Source organism: Pseudoalteromonas sp. SG43-6 (assembly GCF_014164365.1).
GTDB classification, from domain to species: domain Bacteria; phylum Pseudomonadota; class Gammaproteobacteria; order Enterobacterales; family Alteromonadaceae; genus Pseudoalteromonas; species Pseudoalteromonas rhizosphaerae.
Window position 1 is genome coordinate 1 of record NZ_JACJEZ010000059.1, and the last position, 17,201, is coordinate 17,201.

At 40.4% G+C, this 17,201-nt stretch carries 17 protein-coding genes and 1 pseudogene; 7 read left to right on the forward strand and 11 right to left on the reverse strand.

What is annotated here, in order from left to right; translation table 11 throughout:
- Positions 1-218 (forward strand): annotated as a pseudogene (locus H5201_RS22990) (helix-turn-helix domain-containing protein); the annotation flags it as partial.
- Positions 219-612: 394 nt separating this feature from the next.
- Here H5201_RS22990 and H5201_RS19290 read toward each other — a convergent pair.
- The 6 genes from H5201_RS19290 to H5201_RS19315 are packed head-to-tail and all read right to left on the reverse strand — an operon-like array spanning position 613 to position 5,534.
- The gene (locus tag H5201_RS19290; RefSeq protein WP_182785219.1) at positions 613-1,998 is read right to left on the reverse strand and encodes a tetratricopeptide repeat protein; all 1,386 of its coding nucleotides are present in this window, start codon (positions 1,996-1,998) and stop codon (positions 613-615) included.
- 27 nt (positions 1,999-2,025) lie between these two features.
- Positions 2,026-2,688, reverse strand: coding sequence for a hypothetical protein (locus H5201_RS19295; protein WP_182718360.1), 663 nt, complete (start codon positions 2,686-2,688; stop codon positions 2,026-2,028).
- Position 2,689: 1 nt separating this feature from the next.
- Positions 2,690-3,094 (reverse strand): biopolymer transporter ExbD, encoded by a 405-nt coding sequence (locus H5201_RS19300; RefSeq protein WP_182718359.1) that lies wholly within the window; start codon positions 3,092-3,094, stop codon positions 2,690-2,692.
- 4 nt (positions 3,095-3,098) lie between these two features.
- Complete coding sequence (locus H5201_RS19305; protein ID WP_145234597.1) at positions 3,099-3,470, reverse strand: MotA/TolQ/ExbB proton channel family protein; 372 nt, start codon at positions 3,468-3,470, stop codon at positions 3,099-3,101.
- Positions 3,463-4,773, reverse strand: coding sequence for a MotA/TolQ/ExbB proton channel family protein (locus H5201_RS19310; protein ID WP_149983260.1), 1,311 nt, complete (start codon positions 4,771-4,773; stop codon positions 3,463-3,465). Before H5201_RS19310 ends, H5201_RS19305 begins: the two co-directional genes overlap by 8 nt.
- The gene (locus tag H5201_RS19315; protein WP_182718358.1) at positions 4,770-5,534 is read right to left on the reverse strand and encodes a DUF3450 family protein; all 765 of its coding nucleotides are present in this window, start codon (positions 5,532-5,534) and stop codon (positions 4,770-4,772) included. Before H5201_RS19315 ends, H5201_RS19310 begins: the two co-directional genes overlap by 4 nt.
- A 336-nt stretch (positions 5,535-5,870) precedes the next feature.
- Here H5201_RS19315 and H5201_RS19320 point away from each other — a divergent pair, with 336 nt between their 5' ends.
- Positions 5,871-8,051: a TonB-dependent siderophore receptor gene (locus H5201_RS19320; protein ID WP_182718357.1), complete on the forward strand. Its 2,181-nt coding sequence runs from the start codon at positions 5,871-5,873 to the stop codon at positions 8,049-8,051.
- 87 nt (positions 8,052-8,138) lie between these two features.
- Positions 8,139-8,819 carry a Fe2+-dependent dioxygenase gene (locus tag H5201_RS19325; RefSeq protein WP_149983258.1) on the forward strand — a complete coding sequence of 227 codons (681 nt, stop codon included), beginning with the start codon at positions 8,139-8,141 and terminating at the stop codon, positions 8,817-8,819.
- A 134-nt stretch (positions 8,820-8,953) separates the two neighbouring features.
- Here H5201_RS19325 and H5201_RS19330 read toward each other — a convergent pair whose 3' ends face one another.
- Both H5201_RS19330 and galE read right to left on the reverse strand, forming a co-directional pair.
- A complete protein-coding gene (locus tag H5201_RS19330) occupies positions 8,954-9,691 on the reverse strand; it encodes a DUF417 family protein (protein ID WP_310736612.1) in 738 nt (245 codons plus the stop codon).
- A gap of 204 nt (positions 9,692-9,895) precedes the next feature.
- Positions 9,896-10,909, reverse strand: a complete 1,014-nt coding sequence (gene galE, locus H5201_RS19335) for a UDP-glucose 4-epimerase GalE (RefSeq protein WP_149983256.1) — start codon at positions 10,907-10,909, stop codon at positions 9,896-9,898.
- 248 nt (positions 10,910-11,157) lie between these two features.
- Here galE and H5201_RS19340 point away from each other — a divergent pair, with 248 nt between their 5' ends.
- Positions 11,158-11,655, forward strand: coding sequence for a DUF3016 domain-containing protein (locus tag H5201_RS19340; protein ID WP_182718355.1), 498 nt, complete (start codon positions 11,158-11,160; stop codon positions 11,653-11,655).
- Between the two features lie 45 nt (positions 11,656-11,700).
- On the opposite strand, the gene H5201_RS19345 is transcribed toward H5201_RS19340, so the two are convergent.
- Positions 11,701-11,991 (reverse strand): prephenate dehydrogenase, encoded by a 291-nt coding sequence (locus tag H5201_RS19345; RefSeq protein WP_145234613.1) that lies wholly within the window; start codon positions 11,989-11,991, stop codon positions 11,701-11,703.
- Positions 11,992-12,062: 71 nt separating this feature from the next.
- Between H5201_RS19345 and H5201_RS19350 the strand changes: the two genes are divergently transcribed.
- A complete protein-coding gene (locus H5201_RS19350; protein WP_145234615.1) occupies positions 12,063-12,272 on the forward strand; it encodes a hypothetical protein in 210 nt (69 codons plus the stop codon).
- A gap of 9 nt (positions 12,273-12,281) precedes the next feature.
- On the opposite strand, the gene epmB is transcribed toward H5201_RS19350, so the two are convergent.
- Positions 12,282-13,295: an EF-P beta-lysylation protein EpmB gene (gene epmB / locus H5201_RS19355; protein ID WP_149983254.1), complete on the reverse strand. Its 1,014-nt coding sequence runs from the start codon at positions 13,293-13,295 to the stop codon at positions 12,282-12,284.
- A gap of 40 nt (positions 13,296-13,335) precedes the next feature.
- Here epmB and efp point away from each other — a divergent pair, with 40 nt between their 5' ends.
- Both efp and epmA read left to right on the forward strand, forming a co-directional pair.
- Positions 13,336-13,902, forward strand: a complete 567-nt coding sequence (gene efp, locus H5201_RS19360) for an elongation factor P (RefSeq protein ID WP_145234620.1) — start codon at positions 13,336-13,338, stop codon at positions 13,900-13,902.
- A gap of 55 nt (positions 13,903-13,957) precedes the next feature.
- On the forward strand, positions 13,958-14,932 hold the full coding sequence (gene epmA, locus H5201_RS19365) for an elongation factor P--(R)-beta-lysine ligase (protein ID WP_145234622.1): 975 nt from the start codon (positions 13,958-13,960) through the stop codon (positions 14,930-14,932).
- 78 nt (positions 14,933-15,010) lie between these two features.
- On the opposite strand, the gene H5201_RS19370 is transcribed toward epmA, so the two are convergent.
- Positions 15,011-17,119, reverse strand: a complete 2,109-nt coding sequence (locus tag H5201_RS19370; protein ID WP_182785222.1) for a TonB-dependent receptor — start codon at positions 17,117-17,119, stop codon at positions 15,011-15,013.
- Positions 17,120-17,201: the final 82 nt, after the last annotated feature.

Genomic DNA, 17,201 nt, shown 5'->3' on the forward strand with positions numbered 1-17,201 from the left:
TTTTAGCTTTATCACGTAAAGAGCCTAATGCAAGAAAGCGCATACGCCTGCTTGCTGTTTCATTATTCTTTGAGGGTGAAAACAGAACGAATATTGCTAAGCGCCTAAATACAGCGCGCGGCAGTGTCAATAAATGGGTTTCAAACAACCTTAACAATGGAGTTGGATACGGCAACACTGTTTATCTAATCGTGTGTTTAGTGGTTATGAAGAAATAGTCGAACAGGTTTCGCAAGCGTGGAATAAATTCATTCCTGATCCTGATACGGTTAAAAGCATATGCTCTAGAGACTGGATCAAATTGACTTAATCTTTATGCAGACTGGTATCACAGACAAACCCGCACTCTCTATAAAATCACCCAACTCGCTAACGACATAAGAAGAAACTATAAACTAGACAATAAAAAGCCCAACGTTGTGCTGGGCTTGGTGTAATACCAATCGACTTAAATATTTAACCATTCTAGCGAGCTAAATAAAGTGCTAACTGCGTTATAATTTATTCAAGTATAACAACTACATGTCGAAACTTACGCCTTGTTATCACTGTATTTATCTGTCGCTATAAATGGTCAGTAACTTAACACGATTGGTATAAATCTATTAACTATTAACCTTCTCGTTGGATCAGTCCTTCAAGAGCGCGAATGTTGGTGAGTAAGTCTTGCCTTTGTGGGTTGGCGTTAAGTGCTTTTTTAAGCTGGCTTAATGCTTCTTTGTAGTTTTTATTTTCAATTTCAATTTGCGCGAGGCCTAACCATGCAGAGAGTTGGTACTCAGGTAAAGCTTGTGCTCGTACATACATTAACCTTGCTTGTGTCAGTTGGTTTTGTTGCTGATAGATATTTGCCAGGCTTAACAGTGCATCGCCAAGATTTGGGTCGATTGTTAATGCTTTATGTAAACTCTTTTGAGCTTGTTTAAAGTTACCTTGCTCAATTGCTAGCTGAGCGGTATAAACTGAAAACTCTGCGCGGGATTGTTTTGATAACTTATTTATAAAAGGGTTTAGTTGCGAAACGAGCTGCTTGGCTAGCTGCCATTTTTTTTGTGCGATAAGCCAATTTAGGGTTTGCATACTAATCTCGCTAGCTTCTGCTATTTGAGGTGGCTGAGTGCTTGCTAATGCATTACTTAACAATTCAACAGAGCGTGAGTAGCTACCTTGTGTAAGATGAAGTTGTGCTGCAAGTAATTGATTACTTGCATTGCTAGGTGCCAGCTTTAAAGCTACTTCAATACTTGCCAAAGCTTGTTTATTGTTGTCTTGTTGTAAGGCAATTTGTGCACGTTGTAGCCAAAGCTCTGGATTGTTAGGGGATGCATTTAATAGCTCTTTTAGCAGAGCTTGGGCTTGACCTAGATCGCCGGCAGCAATTAGTGAAAATAGTAACCCTTGTTGATATTGTGCTTGCTGTGGCTCAAGCATTAATGCCTGACGATAAGCTGCAATTGCGCTCCAAGGTTGCTCAGCTTGTACATGAATATAGGCAAGTTGCGCATAGACTTGCGCATCAGCTTGGCCAAGTTCAATACAGCGGGTTAGATGTGGCTGTGCTTGTTGATAATTACCTTGCTGCATATAGAGCAGACTTAAACCTTGATGAGCTTTAACTAAATCTGGCATGCTTGATAAACTTGCCTTTAACGCCTGCTCAGTTCCTGCAAACTGTTTTAAGGTTAACAAAACTTGGCCACGTAAAAGTTGTAACGCAGGGCTATCGTTACCTAATTCACGTTGTGTAAATAGATCAGCAACAGCTTGGTAGTTACCTTGTTGTAATAGTGGTTTTAGTTGCTGGGCGAAGCTGCGTTCATTAGCTTCGATTTTTATATCTGTTGGGCTCAGTAAATTATTATTGATCAGCAACTGCCAGTGTGGATCGCTTGGCTGTAGTTTTACCTGCAATGAGGTTGCTTGGCTGGCAGTCATATAAAAGGTTAATGGCACGATAGCTAAACACGTTAACCATTTTTTTGTTGTTAATCTTTTCATTGTATTTTCACTTAAATACTGGCTTTACTAAGGTTTAAATTCAATGGGCCAAATAAATCTGGCTCTCACTATTTCACCGTCTTTTTTTGGTGAACTAAACCGACTTTGCTTAATGATCTTATCTATTTCAGGCTTTAGCTCAGGGTACGGGTTTTGTATAACATCAATTAAGCTTAATCGGCCATTTTCATCGATAAAAACATCGAGCTTCACGATGAAGGTACTCACACCTTGGCGAGTTAACTTTTTAGGTAATACTGCTTTTACGGGAGTGAGTAGCGTGGGTAAACCATCTAGTTGATTTAAGCTAAAGGCATCCCAATTAACGTCGATAGATTGAAATTCAGGAGTCGCAATTGGCATATTTGCAAGGGTTGGTTTACTAAGCGAAATTTTACTTTCAATTTTTATATTAATGGCTTGAATAGTTACACCCGCACCTTCGACAATGAGGCTTTGCATCGGCTCTGTCACAGCTGATTGCGTCACGGTTGGTGGCGGAGGTGGAGGCAGTGGCACTAAAGCAACTTCCCGAACGATAACTTTGTCGTTGATAGCGTGCTCAGCAATTTGCCCAAGCCAAAGTAGAACTAACGCGCATGCAAGTACCGTTAGGCTCAACATAAAAGCAAAAAACGGATGACGTTTATTAGCTATTGCAGGTTGTGATGCGAGTATATTATTTTGCATATTATTGCTGGGTCGCTAAGTTAACGGTTGCTGCACCAGCAAGTTTTGCTTCGTCTATTACCTTTACTAATAGCTCGGTTGGTACGGTTTTATCAGCTTGGATCACTACCGGTCTTTGCTGTTGTTTTAGCATTTGCTCTACGCTGCTGCGCACACCGGCCACGCCAATTTGGCTACCGTCAAAGTAAACCTGCTGGCTATCAGTTATGGCAAGAAAAATAACTTGTTGCTTTAATCTGCTTGCTGAGACGGCTTGCGGTTTATCAACCTCGACCCCACTTTCGCGAACGAAAACGGTGGTTACAATAAAGAAAATCAATAGTATAAATACCACATCTAATAGTGGTGACATATCAATATGATGCGCAGACTGTTGTTCTAGGCGTTGTTTTAAACGTGCTTGCATTGGCTTAGCTCGCTTGCTGTTGGATAGCACTGTTACGTGTTACGTACAGCAAGTAAGCTTGCATCAGCCATGCAGGAATTGCGCAGACTAACCCCAGTTGTGTAGTGAGTAGAGCATTACTTATCGCTTCGCTCATTAATTCGTTTTCGCCTTGCGACATCACTTTAAATGTATCGAGTAAACCAATAATGGTGCCTAATAAACCAAGTAATGGCAGCGCAGCGGTCAAAATAGAGCTGACATCGTGCCAGTAACCTTGGCGTTGCAGTTTATATTGTTTTAAATGCAGGATATCGTGCCAAATGAGCTGATAAACAAATAGCGCTAATAGGATGATAAGCCAGCAGATAAAATTATCGAACAGTTGCTCAAACATTTTTCACCTCAAGTTGACTAAGTTGCAGTGCGAACGCTTCAAGTTGGGTGTAATAGGCTTTAGCTTTACGCGATAGTAGCGCATTGAGTACTAATGCTGGTATGGCAACAACGAGGCCAAGCTCGGTAGTGATCAAAGCTTGGGCAATACCACCAGATACCACTTCTGGATCGCCTGAGCCAAATAACGTCATCATTTTGAATGTTTCAATCATGCCACTGACTGTGCCCAATAAGCCCAGTAGCGGTGCTACCGATGCTGTGATCGCGATTGCGCCAATGTAGTTATCAAGCTTGTGTTTATTATGCATCAGCTGATTAAATAACTGGTCATCTCTTATTTGTCCTATGTTGCTATCAACAGAGAGTTGAAACAGCGTTGCTTGCATTCCGCTGAAGCTGTGTTGCTCAGGTTGATTAAACGCAGTTTGTAAAGTCAGCGTCGAGACAGCTTTGATCTTACTAAGGCTAAATAATTGATATGCCTTGAATAGCGCAATTAATAATGCAAAACATGCAAATAAAATAATAGGGATTGCCCATAAGCCACCTTTTTCAAGATGTTCAACTGCACCTTCTTGTTGCGCTTGACTGGCAACTAAGCGGGTTAAACTTGGATCAAATGTTAAAGAAGCTGCGACCTTAGCTGAGTTTGTATTTACTTGTGAGTAAGCAATATCAAATGGGTTATTCTCATCACTTGATTGAACTATAGCTACTTTTGGTACTGCAACGTTAGCTGCTGATGAAAGCAGGCCGGTTAGTTTTGGCTGTGCAACACTAAACCAAGCCACGGGACCTACTTGTAATGTTGTAGCTGCGGTCAGTTCGCCATTTTTCAATACTATATTTTGCTTTTTAAACTCTGGGTATAATGCCGCAGTTTGCTGCTCTATCACCGCGACTACATCATTCAAAAGTGCTTGTTGATCGTTTTTACTTTGCGCTTGCTGAGCGTATTGACGAGTAAATCGGTTGAGTAAATTTAGCCGATATTGCTGTTGTTGTTGCCAGCTATCTAAGCGTGTTTGTAGCTGGGTTAAACTCAATGTGTCTTCATCAGCTAAACGGCGATTGAGTGTCGCTTGCTCACGCTCTTTTTTAAGTGCTTGCTGTTTTTCAAATATCTGTTGTGCCATAGTGGTTTGCTGTTTGGCAATCCGCTGTTGTGCTTTATTTAAAACGCTCTGCGCCGTTTTAATATCCGTTAGCAATTGTTGTTTGGCAGCATCCGCAGTCGCGGCTGTTACTACTTGGCTAAAACTCAGTAGTGTAACAAACCAAAAAGTACAGAATCGTTTCATGGCGTCAGCTCCTTAGCTGCATAGCTAAATACAGGCAAGGTAAGCCAGTGAGCTGCTTGTTTTTTTTCTTGTACAGCGATACCGTGGGCAATTTGCTCGCCATCAATCTCAGTATCAAATTGCCATTGCCAACCTAACTCAGAAGGGAAGCCAATGCCCGCATAACTTAAATCATTACTAACAAACCATGCTTGTGCGGCACCCAAATAAAGCTGTTTTACCCATATTTCTTTACCTTCACTATTACTGATTGCCATTTCATGAATTGAAATTCGGTTTTGAAAATCAGCCAATTGGCCAAGCATTTTTAAAGCAATTTGTAGCTTTTCATTCGCATCTAGGCTTTCGTTATCTAGATCGCCAATACTTTGCCAGCTCGCCAGTAATGGGGGAGGTAATTGTACTTGCAGTGAGCGCAATTGCTGGCTGAGCTGGATTAATTGACTATTGAGCGCGTTTTCATCGGTCTCAAGCTGGCTTTGTTGTTGAATTAGCGCAGTGCGCTTTTCTGCCAGCTCAGAGGTGTTCTTTTGACGATTTTGGTTTAGCTGTTTGAGTTGTGCTTGCTCTGCATCAAGTAAGATTAATGTTTGTTGCATCGAGGTTTTTTTTTCTAGCCAATGTGTTTCTAACTCACTAGTTTGTTGTTCTATTTGTAACCACTGATTAACGAGGTTTTCAAGTTCGCTAACCGGATCAGCTAAGCTTGAGAATGAGCTTAGTAAAATAACTGCCCCAACAGATTTTATAAAACGTTGCATATGCTAAGTAATGCCCTAAAAGTAATAACCATTTACAGTACAAAGCCAAGCTCTGGCTTTAACTTTATAAAATTAAAAAACCTTGATTTTTAAGCGCTTAAACTTAATTTTTTACGCCACTCATGCCCCCAAGTTTACTGTGCATTTACAGTCGCGTTACGTAAGTTTAAAAGTGTGAAAAATAGTACAATGATTGATAAAATAATACAAGTGATAACATTTCGCATTTACATTAATATTACTCAGTGCTAGGATTCCGCCGAACTTAAATCAACGTGCTTAAATGACTTGCTACAAAAACAACGTGTTAGCAAGTTCCCTGCTAATGGAGCTAAAATGGGTAAAATGACTAATAAACGCCGAACTTATATAAAACCGCTGGCTGCTTTTGTTACCGCAACTTTATCAACTTGGGCGTCTGCTCAAGGAGCTGAAAATATACAAGAGCTATCAGTAACCAAAGCAAAAACGCAATCGGAACAAAGCTATAAAGTTGAAAAATCATCATCAATAAAGAACACCCAGCCGTTGGTTGATACTGCAAAATCAATAACGGTTATTAACAAAGCTGTGATGAAAGATAGAAATGTAGATAGTTTGCAAGATGCGTTACGTAATGTTTCGGGTATTTCATTGGCGGCGGGTGAAGGCGGTGCGCCAGCTGGTGACAGTTTATCTATTCGTGGTTTTAGTGCTGCCAATGATATTTTTATCGATGGTATTCGTGATATTGCCGGGTACGACCGTGATACTTATAACGTTGAGCAAATCGAAGTTGCAAAAGGCCCAAGCTCAGCGACAACAGGTCGAGGTTCAACGGGCGGTAGTATTAACTTAACTACAAAAACGGCGACGTTGGATGAATTTAATGATGCTTCGCTGCGTTTAGGCACAGAGAGTGATTACCGCGCGCAAATAGATAGTAACTTTAAAGTGGCTGAAACATCAGCGCTACGTGTCAATTTACTGGTTGATAAAGGGGATGTTGCTGGGCGTGATCATGTTGAAAAAGAAAAACAAGCAGTCGCGGTTTCGTTTGCGACTGGTTTAGGAACCAATAGCCGTTTTAATCTTAATGCTGATTATCAGAATCAAGATAATATGTCTGATTACGGTATTCCGTGGGTTGGTTCTAGCCCTGTTGCTGAACTTGCTGGTAGCGAAAATGCAGCGCCACCGGTGAATTTCACTAATTTTTACGGTAACGTATATCGTGATTTTGAAGATATCGAAGCGTATTCAACAACTGCAAAGTACGAGTATGACTTGTCGCAAACAACCACGCTACGTGCCCAAGGTCGCATTGGTCGTGTAGAGCGAAAAGATACAGTGACAGCGCCGCGTTTTATTGATGTAAAAACAACAACTGATATCAGAATGAGCGACGTTAAAAATCGCGATACGCGCAATGAATTGGCTACACTGCAACTTGATTTAGTTGGTGAGTACTATTTTGCTGGTGTAAAACATAATGTGGTTACTGGTGTTGAATTAACTAACGAGACATTTAGCCGTTGGAATGTGACTGCATTGGTAGCTGATAATTTAAAGAACGAACCAGCGCTGAATGACTTATACAACCCAGATGCTTATTTACCTTACACTGGTCAGTATGGTCGTGATGGCACTAGTACTGAAGCGGTTGCTAAAACCCGTGCAATTTATGCATTTGATACAATTACATTTAATGAATATTGGCAATTAACTGCGGGTTTACGTTCAGAGCAGTACGATAGCGATTATCAGTATGATTACAAGGATCCAGCATTAACGATCTCAACTAGCGATACCATGACTAGTTGGAACGCATCTGCTGTATATAAGCCAAGTCAAAATAGCAGCATTTACTTTGGTGCAGGTAACTCGTATAACCCATCGGCTGAAGGCATTGCAGTATCTACTCGTGGTAATTCAAGTGAGTTAGATCCGGAGAAGAGCCAAAGCTATGAGTTAGGCACTAAATGGAATTTACTTGATGATAAGTTGATGACCAGTGCCGCTATTTTTAGAACGGTTAAAACTAATGCGCGCGTGGATGATCCTAATAGTGATCAGCGTGGTGTTGAAGTGCTTGATGGTGAGCAACGAGTGCAAGGTTTAGAGTTGTCTGCAACAGGTATTATCACCGATGAATTAAGTATCATCGGTTCTTATAGCTATCAAGATAGCGAAGTTACTGAATCTACGGTTGATGGTGATGTTGGGCATAACTTGGCTCGAGCACCTAAAAATAGCTACAGTGTTTGGGCTCGATATGACTTTAGCGACGCGATAGCTGCAGGTTTTGGCGCACAATATATTGGTGAGCGTTATAATGGTAATTCAGCGACCAGTCGTAAAGCCGACAGTTATGTTTTGTTCGATATGATGCTTTCTTATCAAGCAACTGAGCAGTTAAGCATTCAGTTTAATGGTGAGAATTTAACGGATGAAGATTATGAAGATAAACTAGGTGGCGGACACTTTATTCCTGGTCAAGGTCGTTATTTTACACTAACGGCTAGTTATTCTTTCTAATTACAAATTAATGTTTGTTGAATAGGTTAAAGCTTATTAAACAGGTTAATGCTTATTAGCCTGTTTTTTTAAGATTTGGGAACTTCCATGCTATTAAAAATACCAGACTTGCTTAGTGCTGATGAAGTCGCTTATTGCCGTAATGTTTTATTGGCCGCGCAATGGACTGATGGCAGTGTTACCGCAGGTTATCAATCAACGAAGACCAAAAATAACTTACAATTACCTGAGCAAAGCGCTGCAGCCAAAGAGCTTGGTGATATAGTTATGGGGGCTCTGGCTCGCAGTGATCTATTTATGTCAGGGGCGTTGCCTGCAAAAATTTTTCCACCTTTATTTAACTGTTACCAAGGTGGCCAATCGTTTGGTATTCATGTTGATAATGCGATTCGACAAGTACCTGGCACACCAGTGAAAATTCGTACGGATTTATCAATGACGTTATTTTTGAGCGAACCAGAAGACTATGATGGTGGCGAACTCGTTATTGAAGATACTTATGGCTCTCACACAGTAAAACTCCCTGCAGGTAGTATGGTGTTGTATCCATCAACCAGTTTACATAAAGTCACTCCCGTAACTCGGGGGCGACGTTTAGCTTCATTTTTTTGGTTGCAGAGCATGGTTAATAGCGATGAAAAGCGTGGTTTGCTATTTGAGTTGGATATGTCGATTCAAAGCTTGCGCGAAAAAGTCAGCGATAGCCCTGAGATTGTTAGGTTAACTGGCGTGTATCATAATTTATTAAGGCAATGGGCACAGACGTAAACAGGTTGTAGTGATGTGTATTTAAACTCAAAATATAAAAGTATATATTTATAAGGCGCTACCACGATTGGTTAAGTGATAGCGCTTTTTAGATCTTACAATACACATTATTAAATATGTTATTGAAATGGTAGTTAATTAAGACTCTTTTTTGCAAAGCTAACAATTACCAGTAAATTTGCGATAAACCATAAGTCTTTAATAACAAAAAGGCCTAATCTTGCAAGTAGTGTTGAGCTGTCAAAAGCTCCTTCAGCTGAGAATAAAAATGTCTGCGTCATTAAAAATACGGCACTGCAGCCAAGAGCCGCAACATAAATGGCTAATGGATGCTTTTTAATGATAGCCAGAGCGAGTGCTAAAGCAAAAAAGATGTCGTACGCACCAATTAGATTAGACGCTGTTTGCACTGAAAATAAGGTATATAACCAAGACATAAAAATAGAGGTTGATACCAGTGATATAATTCCATTTGCTTCAAACTCGTAAAATTTCATACCACCAATCCAAATAAGCACTAATGCAACAGGAAAGAAATTCAAAATTGCCATGCCTTGAGCCGACAAGCGCTGCGGTTTATAAAGGTAAATAGCGAGAGAAACAAGTGCAGTGTACTTAATTATACCTTGCCCAGAGCCTATAATTGGGAAGCCACCTAAGTCAGTCATCCAGCGGCTTTCACTTAATAAGGTAACAAGCGGTATAACGGCAATAGTGATCAGGCTAACAAAAGCAGGGGTCTGAAAACGTGATTGTTTTAAACTTAAAATAATAAATAAAGCGGTTACTAAAAAAGCCACTCCTGCGAGTATTGATTGCCCAGTTTCAGGGATTACATTGGCTAATTGATAAAAATTGAAAATAGCATGCACATTATTTACCCCTGCTCCTAATAAGAGACTAAGACCCAATAGCGATAAGCTAATAATTAGCAGTGAATGAATACTGAAACGAGTATAGGTTGGTTGCATTTTTTATAGGTGATTAAATATAGATACTGTAAAAGAGTGGTAAACGAGACTTTTTATTTCAAAAAATATAAAAAAACCAGCTTATTGAAGCTGGTTTAAGTTTAGCTATTTATACCCATTTGGGTTATTACTTTGCCAACGCCACGTATCTTGCATCATCACATCGATACCACGCTCTGCTTGCCAATCAAGTTCACTAAGGGCTTTTTCAGGCGCAGCATAACAAGCTGCAATATCACCTGGGCGACGAGGTGATACCTGATACGGAATATCTTTACCACAGGCTTTGCTAAATGCGTTGAGCATTTGTAGCACCGAATAACCATTACCGGTGCCAAGATTGTAAACATGGGCACCGGTATCTTGGTTTATTTTATTAAGTGCCTTTAAATGACCAAGCGCTAAGTCAACAACATGGATGTAATCACGCACACCAGTACCATCAACCGTATCATAGTCATCGCCGAAGATACCCAGCTGCTTTAATTTACCCACTGCCACTTGCGCGATGTAAGGTAATAAGTTGTTTGGAATACCATTGGGATCTTCACCAATTAGGCCTGACTCGTGCGCACCTACGGGATTAAAGTAACGCAAAATTGCAAATGCAAAGCGCTCATCTGATTTAGCGATGTCTTGTAACATCATTTCAACCATCAGTTTTGATGTGCCGTACGGATTAGTAGTGCCACCTACCGGGAAATCTTCTTGAATTGGCAGGCTTGCTGGATCACCATATACTGTTGCCGATGAGCTAAATACGAGTTTAAACACACCTGCATCGCGCATAGCATCAACGAGAGTCAGCGTACCTTGCACGTTATTTTGGTAATACTCAATGGGTTTCACCATTGATTCACCGACAGCCTTTAAACCGGCAAAATGAATAACACTCTCAATTGTATGTTTTGCAAACACGCTGGCCAAAAATGTTTTATCAAGGATGTCACCTTGATAAAAGTGCACAGTTTTACCAGTGATTTTTTTTACACGCTCAAGTGATTCCACACTCGAGTTGCTTAAATTATCAATGATAACAACATCATTATCTTGTTGTAATAATTCAACAACAGTGTGTGAGCCTATGTATCCCGCGCCACCTGTTACTAAAATTGTCATGAAATCTCCATATATAAGGTGAAGGTGTATAGTTGTAATTTCATCATAAATAGCACTTCAATACATGCTTTATCTGATCTTTTTGTTGCTCCATGATGTTACGGTATCAATTAATCATAGTTAACTGGTGTCTGGTTACATGTTTTACGTAAATGATAACAATGATGGTGAATAGTATTAAGCTATAGTTAAGTTGTTAATGCTATTATTTCAACTACATTAGCCCACGGGCATTTTGGAGATAGACAATGAATACATTTAAAAAAGTAGCGATGGCTATGTTAGTTATGCTGCCGGTATTTGCTCAAGCAGGAGAAGCTGTCGTTAAATGGCAAGACTTCAATGACTACCGTGATGTACGTCCTTCAAATGAACCTAAAGGCTCATACCATAAACATGTAGCGAGCAGTTTCGAAAAGCACTTTAATAAACTGGCAGAAAAGTTGCCCGAAGGATATAAGTTTAATGTTGAAGTGACTGAGCTGGATTTAGCCGGTGATGTACGCTTTGGCGGTATGAATGATTTACGTATTGTAAAACCAATTTATTTTCCACGCATTGAGTTTCAATATTCGGTTACTGATAAAGACGGTAACGTGATTTGTCAAAGCGATAAAGTCGAATTAAAAGATATGGGCTTTATGGATAAAATTAAAATGGGCCGTGATGAACAGTTTTACTATGAAAAACGTTTGATCACTGATTGGTTTGATAAAGAATTACTGCCAGTTGTCACCCCAAGCTAAATTAAGAGTAAAAAGCGCTACAGTTTAATGTTAGCGCTTTTTTAGTTACTTGAACGTTGCGAGTAATTGCAGTAACTGTTGTAATTTAATAACAGTGGTTTTTAGCTTTTCTTCACTAAAACCTTCTGAACTTAAGCTTTCTACATCTGCAGCTACATCTAACACATAAGGTTTGAAGCGCTTTGCTTCAAAGGTAAAACCAGCATCGGCAGGAAATAACGCTGTAAATTTACCTAAGCCTTGTTGTTGCAACTCATCTAATTTTTTATCTGCGTCAAGTGACTGACGATAAACAATTTTTAAGTTGGCATTGAGTTGTTCAATAATTGAATCCATTTTTTTCCTAAAGCTTTAGACCGCAATGCCGATATAATACGGGTAATAAACTAAAAAGTCAGGTATGAGCTATGAATATATCAGGTGGAAATCTACCGGCCATGAGTGGCGCGGGTCAAAGTGGCGAAGTATACAGCGCAGCATTGGCAAAAAAACAGCAAAAAGCGGATGGTGCAGCAGCACTGGCACTCATTGAAGGTGCCGCTAGTTCGAGCGCTGCGCAAACGCCAGCAAAATCAGTTACAGCTTCGCTTGGTAATAACGTTAACGTATACGTTTAAGCCTTGTGTTTATAAAAGCTTGAGGTCAATCGGCGTTTTACTTTTTTGACCGCCGATTTCGCGCATCAGCTTTGGTACTAAAAATCCTGGCAATGCGATAAGCATTTCTGCCATTATTTTGCGTGCCTGTGATTCGTCGATATCAAAATGACTCGCTCCTTCAACTTTATCAAGTAAATATAGATAATAAGGCAGTACGTCGGCATCAAATAACGCTTCGCTTAATGCGACTTGCGCTTCGCTGGTATCATTTACATCTTTTAATAGCACCGCTTGATTGAGCAATGTGACACCTACCTTTTTGAGTTTTTGCATTGCCACTTTAAAATCATCATCAATCTCGTTGCCATGGTTAATGTGATTAATAAACACAATTTTAAGTGGAGACTTTGCAAAACGTTCGCACAGTTGGTCAGTAACGCGAGATGGGATCACCACCGGTAGGCGGCTATGAATTCGCATTCGTTTAATTTGTGGTAATTGTTCAAGCTCATCCATAAACCAACTAATTGCGTCGTCTTTGGCCATTAACGGATCACCACCACTTAAAATCACCTCGTTAATATTAGCATCCGATTTTATGTAATCGAGCGCTGCAATTAAGCTGCGTTTATTTAGCTGATTTTCTTGGTATGGAAAATGGCGACGAAAGCAATAACGGCAATTAACGGCGCAACCAGTTTTAAACATCACTAAAACTCGGGATTTATATTTGTGTAATAATCCTGGTTGAGCGTTGTTTTGCTCTTTTAATGGATCTTTATCAAAACCTGTTTTAGCGATAAACTCTTGGTGGCGCGGCATGACTTGCAGCAATAATGGGTCATTAATATCGCCATAACGCATTTTTTTGATAAAAGGCACAGGCACACGTACCGGAAAAAGAGCTCGTGCTTTGAGGTCTTTTTCGTCGGCCATGCTTGATAAACCTAGCATTTCTAGCAAGGTGCTTGGGCAAGTAACAACATTAGCTAATTCTTTTTGCCAGTTTATATGCAAATTTGCTTCATTTCTTTGTATCATTGGTAGGTAGATTACTCGAAATTATTAGATAGAGGAAACGATGGCGAATTATAGCACCAACGAGTTCAAGGGCGGCCTAAAAATTATGATGGACGGCGAGCCTTGCAGTATTTTAGAAAATGAAATGGTAAAACCTGGTAAAGGCCAAGCGTTTAACCGTGTTCGTATTCGTAAACTTATCTCTGGCAAAGTACTTGAAAAAACTTTTAAATCAGGTGAGTCAGTAGAGGGTGCTGATGTAATGGATACCGATCTTGCGTATCTTTACACTGATGGTGAATTTTGGCATTTCATGAATAACGAAACATTTGAACAAATCGCAGCTGATGAAAAAGCGCTTGGCGATGCTGGTAAATGGTTAGTTGAAAATGATGTATGTACTATTACTTTGTGGAACGGCAATCCAATAGCTGTTGCACCACCTAACTTTGTAGAGCTTGAGATCACTGAAACAGATCCTGGTCTTAAAGGCGACACAGCAGGTACTGGTGGTAAGCCAGCAACGCTAAGTACTGGTGCTGTTGTGCGTGTACCATTATTCGTACAAATCGGTGAAGTAATTAAAGTCGACACCCGTAACGGCGAATATGTAAGCCGTGTTAAGTAACTTTAATATAGCTTAATAAATCCCAGCTTAAGCTGGGATTTTTTTTGGAGAAAATATGTCAGCAGATCTTTGGCAACCAAGCGCACAAGTAAATACTTTGGCACAACGAGCCGCAATTTTACGCACTATTCGGGAATTCTTTTACCAACGCCACGTTATGGAAGTTGATACGCCTAGTTTAAGTGCAGCGAGTGTTACTGATGTTCATTTAGCGAGTTTTAAAACGCAGTTTATTGGCCCCGGTTTCGCTAAAGGCTTACCGCTTTACTTACAAACATCACCAGAATTTGCCATGAAGCGATTATTGGCAGCCGGCAGTGGTGCTATTTACCAAATTTGTAAGGCATTTCGTAACGAAGAGGCGGGCAGCCATCATAATCCTGAGTTTACTATGTTGGAATGGTATCGCCCTGGGTTTGATGAGTTTGCGCTGATGGATGAAATTGATGAATTAATGCAGCTTATCTTAAATGTTCCACCTGCAGAGCGTTTAACCTATCAAGATGCTTTTACCAAAGCATTAGGACTTGATCCGCTCAGTGCCACTATTGAACAGTTACAAACACTTGCCTGTGAACAGGGGTTTGCTGATATCGCTAAGCATGAAACCCACCGTGATACGTTACTACAATTATTATTTTGTATGAAAGTTGAGCCAACAATTGGCCAACAAAAACCTTGTTTTATTTATCATTTTCCTGCATCGCAAGCCGCACTGGCGAGTATTTGTGAGCATGATATTAGAGTCGCTGGGCGGTTTGAGCTTTATTATCAGAACATGGAGCTGGCGAATGGTTTTAATGAGCTCACCAATGCACAGGAGCAAGCTAAACGTTTTACTGAAGATAACGCATACCGCAAAGCGAATAACTTAACACAAGTGCCTATGGACACCCGTTTAATCGCCGCTCTTGAGCATGGTTTACCACAATGCGCAGGAGTAGCATTAGGGGTTGATAGGTTAGTGATGTTAGCAACGCAAAAAAACACCATAAAAGAAGTCATCGCGTTTGATGTAGGTAGGGCTTAAAAGGCTCAAGATTCAAGGTTAAGAAAAGGTAAAAGTAATCTAGCTTTTACCTTTTAACTTATCCCTTGAAACTCGTTTTTATAACTCGTAGATAAATGTGACGCCGGCAACCATTGGTTCGCCAAGCTGAGTGTATGTGTGAGTTGCATACCCTTCGCGTGGGTCGTTACCAAATTCAAAACCACGTGTAGGTACTTCTTCATCAAACACGTTACGTGCCCAAGCGCGAATTGACCATTGCTCAGCCTCGTAACCAGCAGTTAAATTAACTAAATTAATGTTCGGTGCCTGCGAGTTGTGGCTATCTGAGAAGTAATAATTATCTTTACCTTCAATGCCGATTGTAGCAAATAACTCATCAGTAAAGTTATAGCGAGCCGTGAATGCATACTGGTATTTAGGCGCTTGTGATTGCTCGCGACCATCTTGATCTAATGGGGGGGAGTAGAGGCTTGTTCTGGCAACATAATCGTTTATCTTAGTATCTAAGTAACCAACACTACCGGTGAAAAACAAGTTATCAGTTAACTGATAACTGCCTTCAATTTCAAGGCCGTAGTTTTCACCTGAGCCAGCATTATCAAAGTAACTAGTGAAGTTTTGATCCTCTACTAACCATGACTTTAATTGCATATCTTCACGGTACATATAAAAAGCTGCTAAGCGTAGGATGAATTTTTCATCTAACGAGCTACCTTTAACGCCAAATTCACCATTCCATAAATACTCAGGTTCAAAGGTTGTGTGTTGTTTAAAAAAGTCGGCGCCAAGCTCGAATTCTTTTGCTTTTGCGAGCGCTTCTGAGTTAATTCCACCGGCTTTGTAACCACGAGTCAGGCTGGTATAAATCATGGTACGGTCAATCACTTGATACTCTAGTGCAAGTTTACCACCGACCATCACATCATCAGTGTCAACAATAAATCCGTTACTATCAGTATAATCCCCTTGGTATTGCTCAACACGCAAACCGGTAATTAATGTTGTTTTTGGATTGATGACTGTAGCTAATTGACCATATACCGCTACATTGCTCACTTCATAAGTTGAGTTAAAAGCTTCATGGTCAGAAAACTTTCGACGCTGGCGGTCAAGATCTACGTCTTTTCCTTGGTAATAAATTCCAGCCACCCAATCGCGAGACTTGCCATTGAATTGTAATTCAGCGGTTTTATCTTTGCGATCACGATAATAAGCGTCTTCGTAGCTATAACCATCGGGGTGCAGTCCTGCACCGCATAACTGCGGCTTATTAATATCGTTACATACCCAGTCTTCATCAAAGCTATAAACTAAATCACTATCAATACCTGATAAGTTTAAACTGACATCAAACCAATCAAAGCCAGTGTAGATGTTGGCAAGACCTATCGCGATACTTTCTTGGTTATCTTGGCCTGGGTTATCGGCTACACTATTACGGCTATTATCAAGCGTAAATGCATCATAGCCGTTATTGATATCAATATAATGAACGCTTAATTCTGTGCGAAGGTGATCTGTAAGTTGGCTGTGTAGTTTAAAACGACTAACCAGTTCATCTTGCTGTTGTGTTGACTCGTTTAAATATAGGTTATCAACATAACCATCAGACTCACGTTGATAAATACTAGCGCGCACTGCGGTGCTGTCTGTAATACCAATACCTGCGGCAACACCGGCTTCATAACTGTTGTAGTTACCTGCGCCTAGCTGCACTTTGACGCTTGGATCAAAAGTTGGATCGGCTGATTCCATTTGGATCATACCAGCCATACCATCAGCACCAAAGCGAGTACCTTGCGGACCGCGATAAATCTCAACTTGGTTAACATCAAACAGTAATGAACTACCACCTAACCCTGAATAATTAATGCCATCAATCACTAAGCCAACAGAAGGGTTAATAGGGTCAACAAATTGTGAGCGTAAACCAACCCCACGAATTTGGATGTAACGGCCACGAGAAGCACCAGCGGTAAAATTTACGTTGGCAGCACTGGCAAGCATTTCGTCTAGAAAACTAGCGCCTCGGTCATTAATTTCGCGTTCGCTAAATAAACTGGCACTGGCACTAAGGGTTTGAATGCTTTCTTTTTGAAAGTCTCCGGTGACGAGTATTTTTTCAAGATCAGTATCTTCAGCAAAAGCTGGGGCGCTTATCAAAGGTAAAAGCGCGGCAGTAATTAAAGACAGGCGTAGTTTCATTCTATTACTTAACTCCATTTTAAGGACTTGCATGATAGCAACTATTCTCATTAAAGTCGTGATACCAGTTATATTTATGTGC